Source organism: Marinibium conchae (genome assembly GCF_015595035.1).
In the GTDB taxonomy this organism is placed as follows: Bacteria; Pseudomonadota; Gammaproteobacteria; order Enterobacterales; family Alteromonadaceae; genus Glaciecola.
In genome coordinates this window covers 125,615-141,418 of sequence record NZ_JADNRN010000001.1, presented here as the reverse complement: position 1 = coordinate 141,418, position 15,804 = coordinate 125,615, and the positions used below count along the sequence as shown (strand labels likewise).

The window sequence follows — 15,804 nt, the reverse complement described above, 5'->3', positions numbered from 1 at the left end:
GGTGTGTCCAAACCAACGATTTACCAAAGCCATAGATAGTTATAAAGACTAGTGAGTCTAATCAAAGCATCATTCCTTTTAGCCTTTCAACAATAGCAATGAGCTTTTACAGATAATGCGCCGTCGAACTATCGATAATTTTGTAGCAGCATATCGATAGTATTATGAAGGCGCTTACTTAGCGATGCGAATCGAGGGTACATAGGGGCGTGCCTGTCATTTACGATATATAGACTGTCCCACCCCGAGCTTGTCTCTACAAAGCGCTCAGCAAATTTTTGACCACCTGACTCAATCGCGCCAGCTAAACAAGTATCGATATAGCTCTGATTGACGGGGTATGAATGGTTTGGTTCATGGCGTAGTAAACTTTCACAGATAACAAATTTCTTTTTAGAAAGTTCGGCGCGTAAGTGTTGAGGGAGACTTGTATCAAAGTGCAGACAAGAGAAATCAACCTCGGTAAATCGATAATCCTTTTCTCGCGCCACCAACTTTTCATCTATCATCATGGGGAGAGCTAATGCACTCAGAGATATCGAAATATTGGGCCGAGCACCCACATAGCTTTGCTTCTCTGATTCAGAACGAGTAATCCAACTCCTTTCCCATCCTTGCACCATAACGCCTAGACCATCAGCGTAAACGTCATTATGCTGTTCTCTGCTAGCTCTATTGAGCAGACTACCATATGCTAATACGATATATTCCTTGTCGCATTGATGGAGCCAATCTAGCTTATGTGTCATTTGTTTAACTCTAGACTCGCTCGTAAGAAAAGGTTTGAACTTCACCAATATCACTGGCGCCACTCTTAATCATGAGTAGCCGATCGATACCTAATGCCACTCCAGAGCAAGCTGGCAAGCCGTATGAGTGAGCCTGAAGAAACTTTTCATCTAAATCCCGTGTAGCTTTCCCTAAACAGGACCTTTGTATGTTATCGCGTTCAAACCTTGTTCGTAAGTCTCGTTCACAACCGAGCTCTTCAAAGCCATTTGCAAGCTCCATACCTCGGTAATAAACCTCGAAGCGTTGGGCAACCCTAGAGTCAGCCATATTCAGCTTTGCGAGCGAAGCCTGACTGGCAGGGAAATGAGTTATGACCGTTGGCAAGATATTGCCAATTTTCGCTTCAATTCTCTCACTGAAAAGAAGCTGCAATAACATATCTTTACGAGAATCGTCATCACCAATTTGTTTAACACTGTTCACATAGTGCTCAAAACCCTGTTGTTCGCAAAATTCCATTAGCTCCAAAAGGGACACACCGAATACGTCTATCGACAAATATTTGCTAAACGCTTCTTGATAAGAAAGCGCTTCAATACCATCAACCCCTAAAGTGAGTCGCAATATTGACTCTACGTCGTGAATAAGTTCTTCCATCGCAAAATCTAATCGATACCACTCCAGCATCGTAAATTCCGGATTGTGGTGTGTCCCCACTTCATCATCGCGAAAGCATTTTGCAATTTGAAAAATAGACGGATAGCCAGAGCATAACAACCGCTTCATAAAATATTCAGGGGAAGTCTGAAGATACATTTGAGTTTTTTGAGTGGAAAGCGGATTTGTATGAACAGTCGACATCGCATCAAGATGGACGTCTGTAATAGTAGATCTTCCCAATATGGGTGTGTCCACTTCGAGTACATTATGAAATTCGAAGTACTGCCTAATTTGATGGAGTACTTCGTTTTTCATTTTATTATTCGCGATGTTAGCACTGGGCCGCCAGTCGGGTTTATCTGTCATCATTGGCTCGGCATGACCGCGAAATCACTAACGCGATTACTTTTGAGCCCTCGAAGCATACTCTCCGCTTCGTGTGTCAACTTTTATCACTTCACCGGTTTGCACAAACAAGGGAACTCGTACAACCGCACCCGTTGTTAGGGTTGCTGGTTTCCCACCTGTACCCGCTGTATCGCCTTTCAGACCTGGGTCAGTTTCAGCAATCTCAAGTTCGACAAAGTTGGGCGGAGTCACAGAAATAGGTGTCCCGTTCCATAAGGTAATAGTACAAAGGTCATTCTCTACTAGCCATTTAATACTATCACCGAGTGCTTTTTCATCCGCGGCAATTTGTTCAAAAGTTTCATTATTCATAAAATGCCAAAACTCGCCATCGGAATAGAGGTAAGATAGCTCTATATCAAGCACGTCAGCACCTTCTACTGATTCACCTGAACGGAAGGTTTTTTCAAGCACTTTATTTGAGATTAACTTGCGAATTTTAACACGATTAAATGCTTGGCCCTTGCCTGGTTTGACGTATTCATTCTCAAGAATGTTGCAAGGTTCGCCATCGAGCATTATCTTTAAGCCCGCTTTGAATTCGTTTGTGCTGAAATTAGCCATATTTCCTCTTAAGTTTAAAAATGAGCATATCTGTGAACCAAATAATACCTAAAAATCTTATCGCTGTAGAGTCTAACTGGCAAAAAGAATTGTCAAATTGCTTTACTACATTGGAATCTTTGTTTGATTTTCTAGAACTTGACCTTCAAATTGCCAAAAAACATACAGCGGCTCGCAAATTGTTTGCCATGAGGGTTCCTCACCATTTCGCAACGCTTATGGAGAAGGGAAATATTAATGACCCTCTATTGAAACAGGTGTTACCTCTAATTGATGAGTATGAGGACACACCTGGTTTCGTATCCGACCCACTTCTTGAGCAAGGAAATGCTGTTACTGGGCTTTTACACAAATACAGCAACAGAGCCTTATTGATGATAAAAACTGGCTGCGCAGTAAATTGCAGATATTGTTTTCGTAGAGAGTTCCCTTACAGCGAAAATACGCTTAATAGAAAGTCGATGGAAGAAGCCTTGTCGTACATTGGACAGGCCAAATCCATAAACGAAGTGATATTTTCGGGCGGCGATCCCTTGATGGCAAAAAATGAGCATCTTCAGTGGGTCATCAGTAAATTAGAAAATATAGAGCATGTGAAGCGATTACGGATCCATACACGGCTGCCGGTCGTCATTCCAAATCGCATCGATAATGATTTTATTGACATCATGACCGCCAGCAAACTACAAAAAGTAATGGTGCTGCATATAAATCACCCCAATGAACTCAGCGGTAAGCTGTTTCACAAATGCCAGAGCTTAAAGAAAAACAACGTAACACTGCTAAATCAAGCTGTGTTTCTTAAAGGCGTTAACGATAGTGTAAGTACTCTAGAGAATTTGAGTGAAAAGCTTTTTGAGTTTGGTGTGCTGCCGTATTACCTCCACTTACTCGATAGAGTAAAAGGCTCGGCTCATTTTGAAGTAAGTGAGGCCGACGCGGTCGCAGTGATGCAAGAGCTAATAAAGCGATTGCCGGGATTTCTTGTCCCGAAACTCGTTAGAGAAATCGGTGGACAACCCAGCAAAACGCCGATAGATCTCAATCTACAACCCTAGGCATAGGTATTAATAATTGACCCTAAGTTTGAGTTCGCAGATTGTTGTGGTACGTCGGCTGCTTCTAGCAACTGAAGCGCAGCTTGACCTTCTTGCTCAATTTGGTTTTTGGCCAACTGTGCCGACTTGATCTCCAACGCACCGGATACACCAGAGGTGCCTGCACCTGAAATATCCATACCATTTCCTTATATTGCTTGTAGCAACAATTAAAATGTGCACAATTGCACAACTTTATATCGGCTAGCGTGCCAGAGTCTTTAACAGAATAGAGAAATAAAATGGAAGATATCCTCCCAAAAATCACTGAAAACATGCAGCTAATTTATAGAAAGTCATTGGATGCAGACAAAGCCCTCGATCAACTCCAAAAAGCAAACAAGGGTAAATTTACCGTAATTTTTGGCGATGATTCTTTGTTCTCAGCCAGAAAAAAACGCTTCTACCCCTATGTTGAAGAGCTAGCGGAAGATATTACTGAATTTGAGAAAGGCGGTGCAGTTGATACTGAACAACTTCAAGTTATTATTCAAAAAATTCAAAGCATGTTCCTTACCTTAGACAAATTCAAATCGACTCTGTAATTCACTTTTTTCAGAACTAGCACTCTTTTCCCGACGCCAAAGGACATTTTTGAGATTTACCCTCTTAAGCCAATTTGGCGTGTCCACAGAAGGGTTTCCACAGAGAGGTTAAGCTAATGCCAAAACTGTACTGCCCGACAGTTAGAATATTAATACTCATCCTTTACTATCGACATATAGCCAAATAAAGGAATGAGTAATGGCCACACCGAGAAAAAAGCAAGTTATTTTGTCACAAACTAAGTACTATCATTGCATGACGCGGTGTGTCAGACGGGCATTCTTGTGCGGAAAGGACTTTGCCACAGGAAAAAATTATGAACATCGAAGGGACTGGATAGAAGCTCGCATTATAATGCTAACCAGGCTTTTTACCATCGATGTTTGTGCATACGCAATCATGCAAAATCACACTCATCTGGTGCTATTTGTCGATGACAGTAGAGCTGAAACGCTCTCAAATATTGAGGTTCTTAGAAGATGGGGAGCAATACACAAACTTACCGCTGAAGAAACTCACTACCTACGATATGGCGAAGAAGGCCTTACTGATTTAGGCCGAGCATCTGTTAAAAAAGAAATAATGCGACGTCGAAAATCACTAAGTTGTATCAGTACATTCATGAAAGAGCTTAATCAAGAAATTGCAACACGAGCAAATAAGGAAGACGACTGCAAAGGAAAATTTTGGGAAGCTAGGTTCAAGTCTCAGGCCTTACTCGACGAAAAGGCTCTTATCGCATGCATGGTGTATGTTGAACTAAATCCATTAAGAGTCGGCGCATCATCATCGCTTTCAAACTCAGAGTATACAAGCATTAGAAAGAGGCTTATAGAAGCTCGGATAGGAAAACAACCCTTTGAACTCCTCCCGTTCAAGACAAAGAGAGAACAATTCGGTAAACATCTCCCTTTCGATTTATTTTCCTATCTGGAATTGGTTGAGCAGACATCTAAAACCATAGGTACATCAGGCAAAAATGTAGCCTCTTTTTCATTAGCAAAATTTGGTATTGCACCTAGCGCCTGGGAAGAACTTTGTATTGGTTTTGAAGAAGCTTTCGGCTTTGTAGCAGGAAATGCTGATTCATTAATTGCTTTTAAAAATAGAATAAACCAGAAGAGAATTAAAGGTGTGGGAAACGCAACAAGACTTTTTCCATGAAATAATTAAGGCGCGGAACCCAAAGGCAACATTTTTATTCTGGCGTCTATCTCGTTAACAACACGTTTATAGCTATCACTCTCAATATTACTATATTTTTGACGAAATTCAGTTTTATCCATGCCCTCCTCTAGCTCGTCAATTGCAGGGAAAAACAAGAGTTCATTCGCGTCAAGAGACATTATGTTTTGAACTTGCAATGCGGTGTGAGGATTAACGGCAAGTGCGGCGAAATTCGCTCCCGCCATATCAGCAGCAAGGTCCACAAAGCTATAGCCTGAGCCACCTTCCCCCCTATCCATTAACTCTTTGAACTCACCAACTGCGTTACTAATGTCTTGCTGAGACATCAGCTTTATGACAGCAGAAAATATAAAGTGCAAACTTAGATCCTTACGCCCAGCTAAAACAGGTTGAACTTGCTTAAAAGTTGAATCGCCAACCGCAAATGATAAATCCCCAACTAAAGAAGAAAAACGCCGATGGCCAGCGTAAATTCCTAGGGCATATATTGCAGCCTCATTTTCTAATGTCGCCGAACTCAATTGACCACCCTCTGGGTCTTGGCTGAGATATTTTGCCTCCTTCATTAAGTGATGCAAATAATAGCTAAGGGACGTGTCCGCATTAAGGTTAGCAGGAGCTTTCAAGTCTATTAATAATCGCAAGTAATGCGCAGTTTTAATTCGAAGTAATTCATCCATCTCATCTTTGCCGCTAACCCTAATACTTTTAAGTTCTTTTAAGAAAGTATCTATTGGATTAACGACCACATTTATATTATTGGAGGATATTGTAACCTTCGATACTTGTGAAATAGCCACGGTCGCTATTTCACTCTCTGTATAAGAGTTTGCTGCAGACTCAGCCCACGACAAGGCCCACGCACCTGGAAGGGAAATGTCTCCCACACTAACAGATTTCACGACAAGAGATTCGCTACTAATTGTCTCTACGGAAATATTGAGGTGTGTCCCGAAAAGGTATGAAGGCAATTTATATGACATGTTTATGGAAGCAAGTCCATCCGACAAGTTAATTTCCGCTGCCAAATTCGGAAGCGCCCGCTGAGCAAAACCAATAAGGCTTTCGGCTTGATTGAGGGTTATATCAATACGCTGTGTAGAATATCGCTGTTTCAGCCCGCCTCTCAGTTGACTTATTAGCGAGTTCACATCTTCAGCATTCTCCACCTGCTCATGAGCTTGACGCTCAACCGTCGGCGAGATGTCAATAATCAAGGCCACAAACACAACCACTAATAAAAGCAGGGTAAAAGTAGCAATTTTTAGAGTGCGTTTTATCATAAGAGATAGGTTGTATTAATCAATTATCGCAAGATTTCCTTTGCTCTCCAGCCACGCCTTCCTGTCAGGGGAGCGCTTTTTCGACAACAACATATCCATCAACTCCAACATGTTTTCAGCATCGTCAACCGTCAACTGCACTAAGCGTCTAGTATTTGGATCCATCGTCGTTTCCCGTAACTGAAGAGGGTTCATCTCTCCCAGACCTTTAAAACGCTGAACATTTACTTTACCGCGCTTCTTCTCAGCTTCGATTCTATCCAAAATACCTTGGCGTTCACTTTCGTCCAAGGCGTAAAAAACCTCTTTACCAATATCAATTCTAAATAGAGGCGGCATAGCAACAAACACATGACCTCGGTTCACTAGCGTTCGAAAGTGTTTGACAAACAGCGCACACAGCAGCGTTGCAATGTGTAAACCATCTGAATCAGCATCGGCCAAAATACATATTTTCCCGTAACGCAGCCCACTTAAATCATCCGAGTCAGGATCGATACCCAGCGCCACCGATATGTCATGAATTTCCTGAGACGCAAGTACCTGAGAGGAATCGACTTCCCAAGAATTTAGAATTTTTCCACGCAGAGGCATGATGGCCTGAAATTCTCTGTCTCTGGCCTGCTTTGCTGACCCTCCTGCAGAATCACCTTCGACTAAAAATAGTTCTGAATATTTTATGTCTTGAGATGAGCAGTCAGTGAGTTTGCCGGGCAAAGCTGGGCCTGAGGTAACTTTCTTCCTTGCTACTTTTTTGTTTTGACGAAGACGTTTCTGTGCATTATTGATACACATTTCTGCCAGCAGTTCAGCAACGTCAGTGTGTTGATTGAGCCAAAGGCTGAAAGCATCTTTTACAACACCAGAAACAAAAGCTGATGCTTGGCGTGAAGACAGCCTCTCTTTTGTCTGTCCTGCAAACTGAGGATCATGCATTTTTGTTGATAATATATAGCTACAGCGATCCCAGATATCATCTGCGGTGATTTTGACACCTCTGGGCAATAAATTACGAAATTCGCAAAACTCGCGCATAGAATCAAGTAAGCCCTGACGCAAACCGTTTACATGCGTTCCACCTTGTGCGGTAGGAATTAGGTTAACATAGCTTTCAGTAACCATTTCGCCACCCTCAGGCAGCCACATTACGGCCCAGTCAGCGGCCTCGCCATTACCGGAAAATTGACCAACAAAAGGGCTATCATCTGGCAAGGTAATATATTCTTTTACTGACTGGTATAAATAGTCACGCAGTCCATCCTCGTAGTACCATTCAGTGCTTTCTTTTGTATTTTTATCATCGAAACGAATCTTCAGGCCAGGGCATAAAACCGCCTTCGCACGAAGCACATGCAATAGCTTCGTGACAGAAAACTTATAAGAGTCAAAATAGCTTGCATCAGGCCAGAAATGCACGCTCGTGCCGGTGTTGCGTTTACCGCATGTATCAACAACGGAGAGTTCTTCTACCTTATCTCCATTTTCAAACGCCATTTGATACACATTGCCATCACGCCGAATGTTTACCTCTACCCTGGTGGATAGTGCGTTAACAACGGAAATACCAACACCATGCAGACCGCCAGAATATTCATAATTTTTATTGGAAAACTTACCACCTGCGTGCAACTTAGTCATGATCAGCTCAACACCTGATATTTTCTCTTCAGGATGAATATCAACTGGCATACCACGCCCGTCATCAATAACCTCTAGTGATTGGTCGGTATGCAAAATCACTTTAATAGTTGTAGCGTGTCCAGCCAAAGCTTCGTCCACACTGTTGTCGATAACTTCTTGGCTGAGATGATTTGGCCGAGTTGTGTCAGTGTACATTCCTGGCCGACGCTTTACTGGTTCAAGTCCGTTTAGGACTTCAATAGCGTCAGAGTTATATTGAGTAGACATATGTGTTTTCGGTAAATTTTGTATGCTTCGATAGTAGCAAGACTGAGCCTTTGCGGCAATTCATGAGCTCGTATATTTTAACTTCTCGGAAAAAGAAAACGCGCAATTTGAGGTAACTTATTTTCAAAACCTACATAGCTGTGATCACCGCCCTGCTCGATGTTACACAAGCTACTTCCATATTTTTCTACAGCCAATTTGTAATCTAGGGTTTCATCACCTGTTTGCAAGAAAACCATGTAACGTTCTAAATCGCGCGAAATGGGTGTGTCCAAATTACGTAATGATTGAATGGTAGCAGGTGTTATCTCAAATTCTTCACCTGTATAAGGATTAATGTGGCTCCCCAAATACGATGCCATTAAATCAAAAGGCCTCACTGCCGGGTTAATGAGCGCCGCTTTACAATTAAACTTTTCGGCAAAATAGGTAGACAAAAACCCTCCCATAGAACTACCAATAAATGCAATGTGCGGTGTGTCCTGGTTAACGGATTTATTTTCTGATTCAAGTGTATGAATGCTCTGGAAAAGCGCTGAAACTGTTGTTACCGCAGAATCGGGATCTCCAAGCAACGTAGGAATATGCACTGTGATATCTGGATGTTGACTAGAAAAAAACCGTTTTGCCTGCTGCGCTTTTTGAGATGCAGGCGAGCTTAAAAATCCGTGTAAATAAATTAGATGATTCATGTCAATCCTGGTTAGTCGTGATGACTTCACGATGCTGCTGGAGGCAAAACTGCAACCACTCTGCTAGAAATATATTTACCATTTGCTTTTCATTCCGTTGATGCATATTCAAATTCGGATACTCGTATGACGGCTCTAATCGAGAGATGCGTTGACAACTTAACACTTCCGCCACTTTAGCATCATGATACAAACGAACTTCCATTAAGGGTTGTAAAAATGCCGGGGCATTCTTTGTGAATTGAGCCATCTCAATTGTGGAGGTATAACGCGTCGATTCGATGATAGTAATTCTATAGCTTAACGAATCGTTTATCTGAAACTGATAAGACAGAGACTCCGAATCGCAATCAGGTAGCAAACGAAGTGCGTATGCGTAATTTTGCTCGCATGTTGCCAAAATACTGGGCAGATGGGGAACGTACTTTTTTCTCAAACTCATATATAGACTAAATACCACTCATTCTTATGTTTGCAATTAATAAAAGGGTGTGTCCTTATTAATTTCTATCATCGTTATTTGTTTAACGGCTAGCGCCAACTGGCCAGAAGTGTTGCCTTGTTTAAGAAAAACCATTGTAGCGCAATAATTGCAGCTGCATTATCAATTCGTCCAGTTTCAAGCCAAGCTCGTGCCGTCGCCTCTGGCACTCTATGAACTTTAATATCCTCGGATTCGGACGCTAAGCCGAACACACCACCGGCTTTTGTTGAATCAGTTTTCCCCATAAATATATGCAGACGTTCTGTTGTTCCACCGGGGCTTGATAAATACGTGAGCGCCTTAGTTAATTCACTCATTTCGATATTCGACTCTTCTTTCGCTTCACGATGACAAACTTCTTCAGGGCTCTCACCCTCATCTATCATTCCTGCTATCACTTCTATCAACCAAGGTGATTCGCAAGTTTCCATAGCCCCAAGTCGAAACTGCTCTATTAATACAAACTCTTGGGTGTCAGGATCATAAGGTAAGACTGCAACCGCATGTCCACGCTCGAACATTTCCCGCTGCATAACGCGGCTCATACTGCCATCGAATAATTTATGCTCTACCTCATAACGGTTCATTGTGAAAAAACCTTTAAAAACGGTTTTTTTTGAAAGTACATTAACGTCATCATTACTGTAATTTAATGTAAAGGTCATGATCTTCTCTCTGAATTTTCGACTAAACTAAACCATAAAGTCTCGAATTGCACTTTTAAATATTACATTCTGTTACACTTGGAGGTGTTATGTAACAACCATTCATTATCGCAACAAGCTTGAATGTTTTACACTCTGTCCATACTTAAAGTTCCAATGTTAATTTAACCTAAGGCTCTTTCATGAAAAAAACGCTACTCTCACTATTCATAGGCGTCAGTTTAAGCACGCCAGTGATCGCAGACGACCTATCAGAAGTTTATCAATTAGCACTTCAAAATGACCCAGTCATCAACAGAGCTAAAGCTGATAAAGAGTTAGCGTATAATGGTATCGCTCTGAGCCGCGCAAACCTGCTTCCTCAAATTTCAGGCTCGGTGTCATACTCGCTAGCTGGTGGCGACCAGGCCCAAGCTGTTGGTTCAGGCGATGATGTTAGTTTTATCACCTTCAACGCCGATAGCAAAACCTTAAATATGGGGTTGAATTTAGGTATGTCACTGTACGATCATGCCAATTGGGTAGGTATGGACAGAGCCGAGAAAGTAGCGCAACAAGGTGATGCTAACCTTGCTTCTGCATTGCAATTACTTATTGTTCGGGTTACCAACGCCTACCTTGCAGTACTAAGAGAACAAGACAGCGTCGAATTTGTGAAAGCCGAACTTCGCGCCATCGAACGTCAGCTTGAGCAAACTAAGCAGCGCTTTGAAGTCGGTCTTACGGCGATTACCGACGTACATGAGGCACAAGCTAATTTTGATAACACCGTCGCTAGACAAATCCGTGCAGAAAACTTGCTCGAGTTACGCTTGGAAGAACTACGAGAAATTACGGGCAAATATCACAGTAAGATTTCAGTTCTCGATACTAATTTATTCTCTGCAACCGCACCAAGCCCAGAGAACGTTGATGATTGGTTAAAGCTTGCCGAAGATTCAAACTTTGACTTGCTGGTGCAACGCTTTGCAAAAGACATTGCTATGGAAGATATAGAAGCAGCCAAAGCCGGACACTATCCAACATTATCATTGTCTGCGGCATTAGGTCGACGAGAGACGGAGAACACCTTTCCCGGTGACGACGGTGATATAACCGAAAAACTTCCAGCTCTGGACAGCCAATCAATAGGCGTAACTGTTAGAATTCCAATTTATAACGGCGGGAGTATTAGCACTAGTACCGAGCAAGCCCGCAATCGTTACGTTATCGCCAGCGAGAATATGGAGCTTACCTACCGTCAAACTGTGCGCTCAGTGAGAAGTTCATATAACGACGTAAAAGCTGCAGTTTCCACTATCCGCGCTCTTGAACAGTCAGTAGTCTCTGCTGATAGTGCCTTAAAGGCAACCGAAGCTGGATTTGATGTGGGCACACGAACGATAGTAGATGTGCTCAACAGTACCAGAAATTTGTTTGACGCTCGACGCAACCTAGCGGATGCGCGATACAACTTCATTTCTGCAATAATCAGTTTAAAAAGAGCTGCAGGCACCTTAACCGAAGATGATCTCTTAGCAATTAACAGAGTGATGAAACCTGCAAGTTAAGGCATAGATTGATTATAGAAAGGCAGCGAAGGCTGCCTTTTTTTTGGATGCTTTGTTGCCGATTTATCACCATTCACTTTATTTATCGGGCTGCTTGTTACTTTCTCTTTCTATCAGTATTTGAATCTGCTTTTCTAAACCTTGAATTTGCGCCTGGAGCTCGCTCATGGAAGGTTCTGACTTGAGGCGCTCCTTGTGCATTTCTTCATCCATAACACCCACAACGATACCAATAACCATATTTAAAAATGCAAAAGCGGTGAAGAAGATGAAAGTCATGTAGAAGAGCCAACTCATTGGGTACACTTCCATAGTCTCATATTGAATATCGGTCCAGTCTTCGAAGGTCATCACTCTGAACAAAGTCAGCATGGAAATGGCGATATTCCCCCAGAGTACCGAATTGATATCATGGAATAAGAAACTGCCAATAGCCGCGTAAATATAAAAAATAATGAACATGAGAAGCACCACATATCCCAATCGTGGTAATGCCTGTAAAAGTGAATTTATCAGAATCCTTAACTCAGGAATGATAGATACCATTCTAAGCACTCTGAAAATTCTCACCAAGCGAGCCAACAAAGCTGTTTCGGATTCGTTGACAGGAATAAGGCTAATGATCACCACTATGGTGTCAAAAATATTCCAACCTGATTTGAAGAAATCTGCCTTTTTTTCCTCCGCTAAAAAGCGAATACTAATTTCTATCAGGAAAAACAGGGTGATAAAAACATCGAGGTACTTGGTGAATAAAAGCGTACCTTCCGACAGATCATAGGTTTTAGCGCCGATTTCAAGCGCAGATACGATGATGACGGTTATAACGAAAAATTCAAATATCTTGTTTTGTTTTAGATTGAAAAGGAAGAGGCGACTTGATTCGAACATGATAACTCACAACTAAATTAAAGAAGCGAGCAGCAATAATGCCCCTCGCTCAGGTACCATCGTGTAAAAGCGACTATGCTATAAACTATACTGCTCGGCCAATTTATTGAGTCGCGCCTGTGACTCAGGCAACTTCAATTCGACCTCAGCAATTCGACGTTTGGCAATCGTCTGATTTTTATTTTTCAATAGTACTTCTATGTAGTTTAGGAAAATTTCTTCACTGCCTACATCTTGATTCATCACTCGGTTATAAGTCTTCAATGCTTCATCAAGTTTGCCTTGTTTTGCAAGTATCTGCGCATAGGTATCTACGGTTGGTGGATTATTCGGTTTGAGGTCAAATGCGCGTTTAGCAAGGGGTGCTGCTCTTTCTAGTTGTCCCTCTTGGGTCAATACATAAGCAAGATTATTTAGCACCACAAAGTTATTTTCATTCAACTCTAACGCTGCTTCATAACGTTTAATTGCTTCGGCATTGTCGCTACTGATTGCTTTCTCAGCATGCAGCATGAGAGCCTGTAAATCATTAGGATTAGCATCAGTGTGTTTTTCTAGCACGGATGAAGAGGCTTGAGCGTTGTTAGTCTGATCATAGGCCTGAACTAACACCACCAAGTTTTTCGTATTCGGGTTAGCTTCGTAAGCAGCTTTTGCATCTTCTATGGCATCAGCTGGCCTGCGTTCGAGTAGGCTAATTCTGGCTTTAACACCACGAACAAAAGGAACTAACTGCACATTTTCATTGAAACTTTGAAGCAGTGCTTTACCACCTTCTACATCTCCTGACATTACAAGGAAATAACTCTTCAGGATATCAAACTGAATTGCTTCTCTAACAAGCGTTAGCTTATTCAAAAGCGCTAAACCCTCTGGATATTTGTTTTGGCTATCAAGTAGTAATAGATTGCCAAACACTGCATCGGGATTGTTTGGCGCAATATCAAGCCATGTTTCATAGTGGACTTTGGCTGCATTCATACTGCCATTTTTGAACAGCATCAAGCCTTTTGTCGTCCAGAAAGCCTGAGGTGCTCTGCTATCAGAAGGTATTTCATTCAATACCGATAGGGCCTCATCATCCTTTCCCTGAACCACATACATCTTCGCAATTGTTGTTTTTAGCTGATAGTCTTGTGGCGCATTCTTGGCTTGTTCTAGTGCTGGTTGCATGCCTTCCTGTGCTTTATCCTGCTTACTCATTAGCGAGAAATAAGCTGAGATGGCTGGTTTGTAACTGGGTGTATTTTTAAGTAAGTCGCTGAGTTTATTTAACGCCTCATCAGGCTTGTCGTTGAGAATATCAAGACTAACCAATGACATCTTCACTTTGTTATCAGTAGGAGCTAGCGCGGCGGCCGTCATATACTCGCGTTCGGCAACAGCTAAGTCACCTTGACGCGCTGCTACTTCTCCGGCTAACAGAAAACCACCCGGTTGGTCACTACTTTCTCGTTTCCACTCAGTGGCAAGTTCGCTTGCCTTTTCGAGCTCGTTTGCAGCCAAATACGCAGTTGCAAGCGTGCTTCGAGCAGTCACTGAATCAGGTGATTTTTCCACCGCATTCTCTAAGTCTAAAATGCCTTCAACATTATTTAACTCAAGTTTTAACATACCAAGTCGTGTAAGATCATCTGCTTCTTCGCTGATCCCATCGGCTCGACCGACCACTTCTTTGGCTTTGGTGATATTGCCGCTTTGCAATAACTCATAGCCTGTCTTGGAGAATAAACTCGCATCCTCAGCCGTCAAATTATCTAAGCGGTTTAACACATTAGAAGCTTCTACTGACTTGCCCGTTTGTAGCTGACTTGCCGCTAACACCCGAAGGGCAGGATGGTTATCAGGCAAATCTGAGGCAATTGCTTCAAGGTGCATAGATGACGCCTCATAATCGGCCAAGCGATATGCCGAGTAACCAGCTACCATTCTTACAGTAGGGTCGGTGCGACCATTATTGATTGCTGTTTCAGAAAATCGCTGTGCAGCCTCATAATCTTGTGCCGCAGCTTTAATGACACCTTTGAGTTGGTTAAGCAGAGGATGTTGATCGTTAATTTGTAGTAAGTCATCGACATGCGGCTCGGCTTCTTCGGTTCGGTTTTGTTGCACTAACATTGCTGCCAAGCGAAACTTTGTTTCGATATCTTCTGGCGCGGCTTTTACATATTTGGCATAAACGTCAGCCGCTTTCTCAGGCTCTTCATTAAGCATGTAAAGTCGCGCAGTGATGTTTAGTACGTCTTTGTTTAGAGGAGCCTGCTTTTGCAAAGCTACCGCTTGCGTTAAGGCCTCAACATTCTCTCTTTCAAGAATCAGCTTTAATACTCTCGCCAAACCTCGGTAGGCAGAATCAGTATCTAAATCGACTAACTGGTCGATAAGTACCGTCGCTTTGTCAATTTTGTTTAACTGAATAAGTGACTGAGCTTTGAAGAAACCCACTTCAGCTTTCTGCACGGTCGTTAGGCCAATCAGTTCATGATCAATAACTTCAAGCGCTGAATTTGCTCCTGAACCTTGATAGGCGCGAGCTAGATAAGGAATGACGTCGACGGCTGACATGCCTAACTCTAAAGATTTATTGAGTTCTTTTTCAGCGGCTTCGAATTTATTCTGCAGCAAATAAGCCTTGCCCAACTCGTAGCGCGCAGTGGCCATATCAGGAGCCAGTTGAATCGCATTTTTCAGCTCAACCACAGCAGCATTATAATTCCCTTCCTGTGAGAAATCTGCAGCAGCTTCTAAGTGATCTTCAGTGGTTTTTTTTGCACAGCCCGACAATGCAAATACTAGCGCTAACGATGCAGCCACTCCAGTTAAACCTGAAGAGCGTTTTTTCGGCTCGGACGAACGCTTCAGTGCAGTGTGTTCAGAAGTGGGGGCAAGCTTGGATCGAAATATCATGTTCTTTAACGTCCTTTTAAGTTTTTGCATCGTTTAAATTTGCGTCGATTATAGCGCTTCGAAAAGCCATTAATCTCATTAAGATCCAATATAACGCGTAATGGCTATTGGTTTCTACTTAATTAATACCTTGTAACTCATAAGCTTACGAATAAGCCTATGTAGTGATGGAAACTTATATAAATTTCTTATATACTCCCGCATTACGAAGGCTCTCGCATCCTCTCTG

General features: G+C 42.3%; 15 protein-coding genes. 4 read left to right on the top strand and 11 right to left on the bottom strand.

The genetic code is table 11. From position 1 onward, the window contains the following. Positions 1-128: 128 nt before the first annotated feature. The 3 genes from ISG33_RS00580 to efp are packed head-to-tail and all read right to left on the bottom strand — an operon-like array spanning position 129 to position 2,364. The gene (locus ISG33_RS00580) at positions 129-749 is read right to left on the bottom strand and encodes a gamma-glutamylcyclotransferase (RefSeq protein ID WP_195731645.1); all 621 of its coding nucleotides are present in this window, start codon (positions 747-749) and stop codon (positions 129-131) included. A gap of 10 nt (positions 750-759) precedes the next feature. After that, complete coding sequence (gene epmA / locus ISG33_RS00575; RefSeq protein ID WP_229333403.1) at positions 760-1,761, bottom strand: elongation factor P--(R)-beta-lysine ligase; 1,002 nt, start codon at positions 1,759-1,761, stop codon at positions 760-762. A 33-nt stretch (positions 1,762-1,794) separates the two neighbouring features. Next, a complete protein-coding gene (gene efp, locus ISG33_RS00570; protein WP_195731644.1) occupies positions 1,795-2,364 on the bottom strand; it encodes an elongation factor P in 570 nt (189 codons plus the stop codon). A 32-nt stretch (positions 2,365-2,396) separates the two neighbouring features. Between efp and epmB the strand changes: the two genes are divergently transcribed. Further along, entirely contained in the window at positions 2,397-3,422 is a 1,026-nt protein-coding gene (gene epmB / locus ISG33_RS00565; protein WP_195732947.1) for an EF-P beta-lysylation protein EpmB, read from the top strand. On the opposite strand, the gene ISG33_RS00560 is transcribed toward epmB, so the two are convergent. Beyond that, positions 3,419-3,601, bottom strand: a complete 183-nt coding sequence (locus ISG33_RS00560; protein WP_195731643.1) for a putative motility protein — start codon at positions 3,599-3,601, stop codon at positions 3,419-3,421. The genes epmB and ISG33_RS00560 overlap by 4 nt on opposite strands. Positions 3,602-3,703: 102 nt before the next feature. Here ISG33_RS00560 and ISG33_RS00555 point away from each other — a divergent pair, with 102 nt between their 5' ends. Together ISG33_RS00555 and ISG33_RS00550 are read left to right on the top strand one after the other, a co-directional pair. Further along, positions 3,704-4,006, top strand: coding sequence for a hypothetical protein (locus ISG33_RS00555; RefSeq protein ID WP_195731642.1), 303 nt, complete (start codon positions 3,704-3,706; stop codon positions 4,004-4,006). 199 nt (positions 4,007-4,205) lie between these two features. After that, positions 4,206-5,171, top strand: coding sequence for a transposase (locus ISG33_RS00550; RefSeq protein WP_229333402.1), 966 nt, complete (start codon positions 4,206-4,208; stop codon positions 5,169-5,171). A gap of 5 nt (positions 5,172-5,176) precedes the next feature. On the opposite strand, the gene ISG33_RS00545 is transcribed toward ISG33_RS00550, so the two are convergent. From ISG33_RS00545 to nudF, 5 genes are all read right to left on the bottom strand, one after another. After that, positions 5,177-6,478 (bottom strand): YfiM family lipoprotein, encoded by a 1,302-nt coding sequence (locus ISG33_RS00545; protein ID WP_229333401.1) that lies wholly within the window; start codon positions 6,476-6,478, stop codon positions 5,177-5,179. Between the two features lie 15 nt (positions 6,479-6,493). Next, complete coding sequence (parE, locus tag ISG33_RS00540) at positions 6,494-8,386, bottom strand: DNA topoisomerase IV subunit B (RefSeq protein WP_195731640.1); 1,893 nt, start codon at positions 8,384-8,386, stop codon at positions 6,494-6,496. A 77-nt stretch (positions 8,387-8,463) separates the two neighbouring features. Then, on the bottom strand, positions 8,464-9,078 hold the full coding sequence (locus tag ISG33_RS00535) for a YqiA/YcfP family alpha/beta fold hydrolase (RefSeq protein ID WP_195731639.1): 615 nt from the start codon (positions 9,076-9,078) through the stop codon (positions 8,464-8,466). A 1-nt stretch (position 9,079) separates the two neighbouring features. After that, a complete protein-coding gene (locus ISG33_RS00530; protein ID WP_195731638.1) occupies positions 9,080-9,520 on the bottom strand; it encodes a DUF1249 domain-containing protein in 441 nt (146 codons plus the stop codon). Between the two features lie 89 nt (positions 9,521-9,609). Beyond that, entirely contained in the window at positions 9,610-10,227 is a 618-nt protein-coding gene (gene nudF, locus ISG33_RS00525; protein WP_195731637.1) for an ADP-ribose diphosphatase, read from the bottom strand. A gap of 182 nt (positions 10,228-10,409) precedes the next feature. On the opposite strand from nudF, the gene tolC reads away from it, so the two are divergent. Beyond that, on the top strand, positions 10,410-11,777 hold the full coding sequence (tolC, locus tag ISG33_RS00520; RefSeq protein WP_195731636.1) for an outer membrane channel protein TolC: 1,368 nt from the start codon (positions 10,410-10,412) through the stop codon (positions 11,775-11,777). A 78-nt stretch (positions 11,778-11,855) separates the two neighbouring features. Here tolC and ISG33_RS00515 read toward each other — a convergent pair whose 3' ends face one another. Both ISG33_RS00515 and prsT read right to left on the bottom strand, forming a co-directional pair. Then, positions 11,856-12,668, bottom strand: a complete 813-nt coding sequence (locus ISG33_RS00515) for an ion transporter (RefSeq protein ID WP_195731635.1) — start codon at positions 12,666-12,668, stop codon at positions 11,856-11,858. A gap of 78 nt (positions 12,669-12,746) precedes the next feature. Continuing rightward, positions 12,747-15,575: an XrtA/PEP-CTERM system TPR-repeat protein PrsT gene (gene prsT / locus ISG33_RS00510; RefSeq protein ID WP_195731634.1), complete on the bottom strand. Its 2,829-nt coding sequence runs from the start codon at positions 15,573-15,575 to the stop codon at positions 12,747-12,749. Between the last annotated feature and the right edge of the window lie 229 nt (positions 15,576-15,804).

Bases quoted from the DNA above. Each gene is read 5' to 3' on its own strand.
- nudF (WP_195731637.1), bottom strand. From the start codon at position 10,227: ATGACCTTTACATTAAATTACAGTAATGATGACGTTAATGTACTTTCA.
- ISG33_RS00550 (WP_229333402.1), top strand. From the start codon at position 4,206: ATGGCCACACCGAGAAAAAAGCAAGTTATTTTGTCACAAACTAAGTAC.
- ISG33_RS00580 (WP_195731645.1), bottom strand. From the start codon at position 749: ATGACACATAAGCTAGATTGGCTCCATCAATGCGACAAGGAATATATC.
- parE (WP_195731640.1), bottom strand. From the start codon at position 8,386: ATGTCTACTCAATATAACTCTGACGCTATTGAAGTCCTAAACGGACTT.
- ISG33_RS00560 (WP_195731643.1), bottom strand. From the start codon at position 3,601: ATGGATATTTCAGGTGCAGGCACCTCTGGTGTATCCGGTGCGTTGGAG.
- ISG33_RS00515 (WP_195731635.1), bottom strand. From the start codon at position 12,668: ATGTTCGAATCAAGTCGCCTCTTCCTTTTCAATCTAAAACAAAACAAG.
- ISG33_RS00530 (WP_195731638.1), bottom strand. From the start codon at position 9,520: ATGAGTTTGAGAAAAAAGTACGTTCCCCATCTGCCCAGTATTTTGGCA.
- prsT (WP_195731634.1), bottom strand. From the start codon at position 15,575: ATGATATTTCGATCCAAGCTTGCCCCCACTTCTGAACACACTGCACTG.
- epmA (WP_229333403.1), bottom strand. From the start codon at position 1,761: ATGATGACAGATAAACCCGACTGGCGGCCCAGTGCTAACATCGCGAAT.
- efp (WP_195731644.1), bottom strand. From the start codon at position 2,364: ATGGCTAATTTCAGCACAAACGAATTCAAAGCGGGCTTAAAGATAATG.
- ISG33_RS00555 (WP_195731642.1), top strand. From the start codon at position 3,704: ATGGAAGATATCCTCCCAAAAATCACTGAAAACATGCAGCTAATTTAT.
- ISG33_RS00535 (WP_195731639.1), bottom strand. From the start codon at position 9,078: ATGAATCATCTAATTTATTTACACGGATTTTTAAGCTCGCCTGCATCT.
- ISG33_RS00545 (WP_229333401.1), bottom strand. From the start codon at position 6,478: ATGATAAAACGCACTCTAAAAATTGCTACTTTTACCCTGCTTTTATTA.
- tolC (WP_195731636.1), top strand. From the start codon at position 10,410: ATGAAAAAAACGCTACTCTCACTATTCATAGGCGTCAGTTTAAGCACG.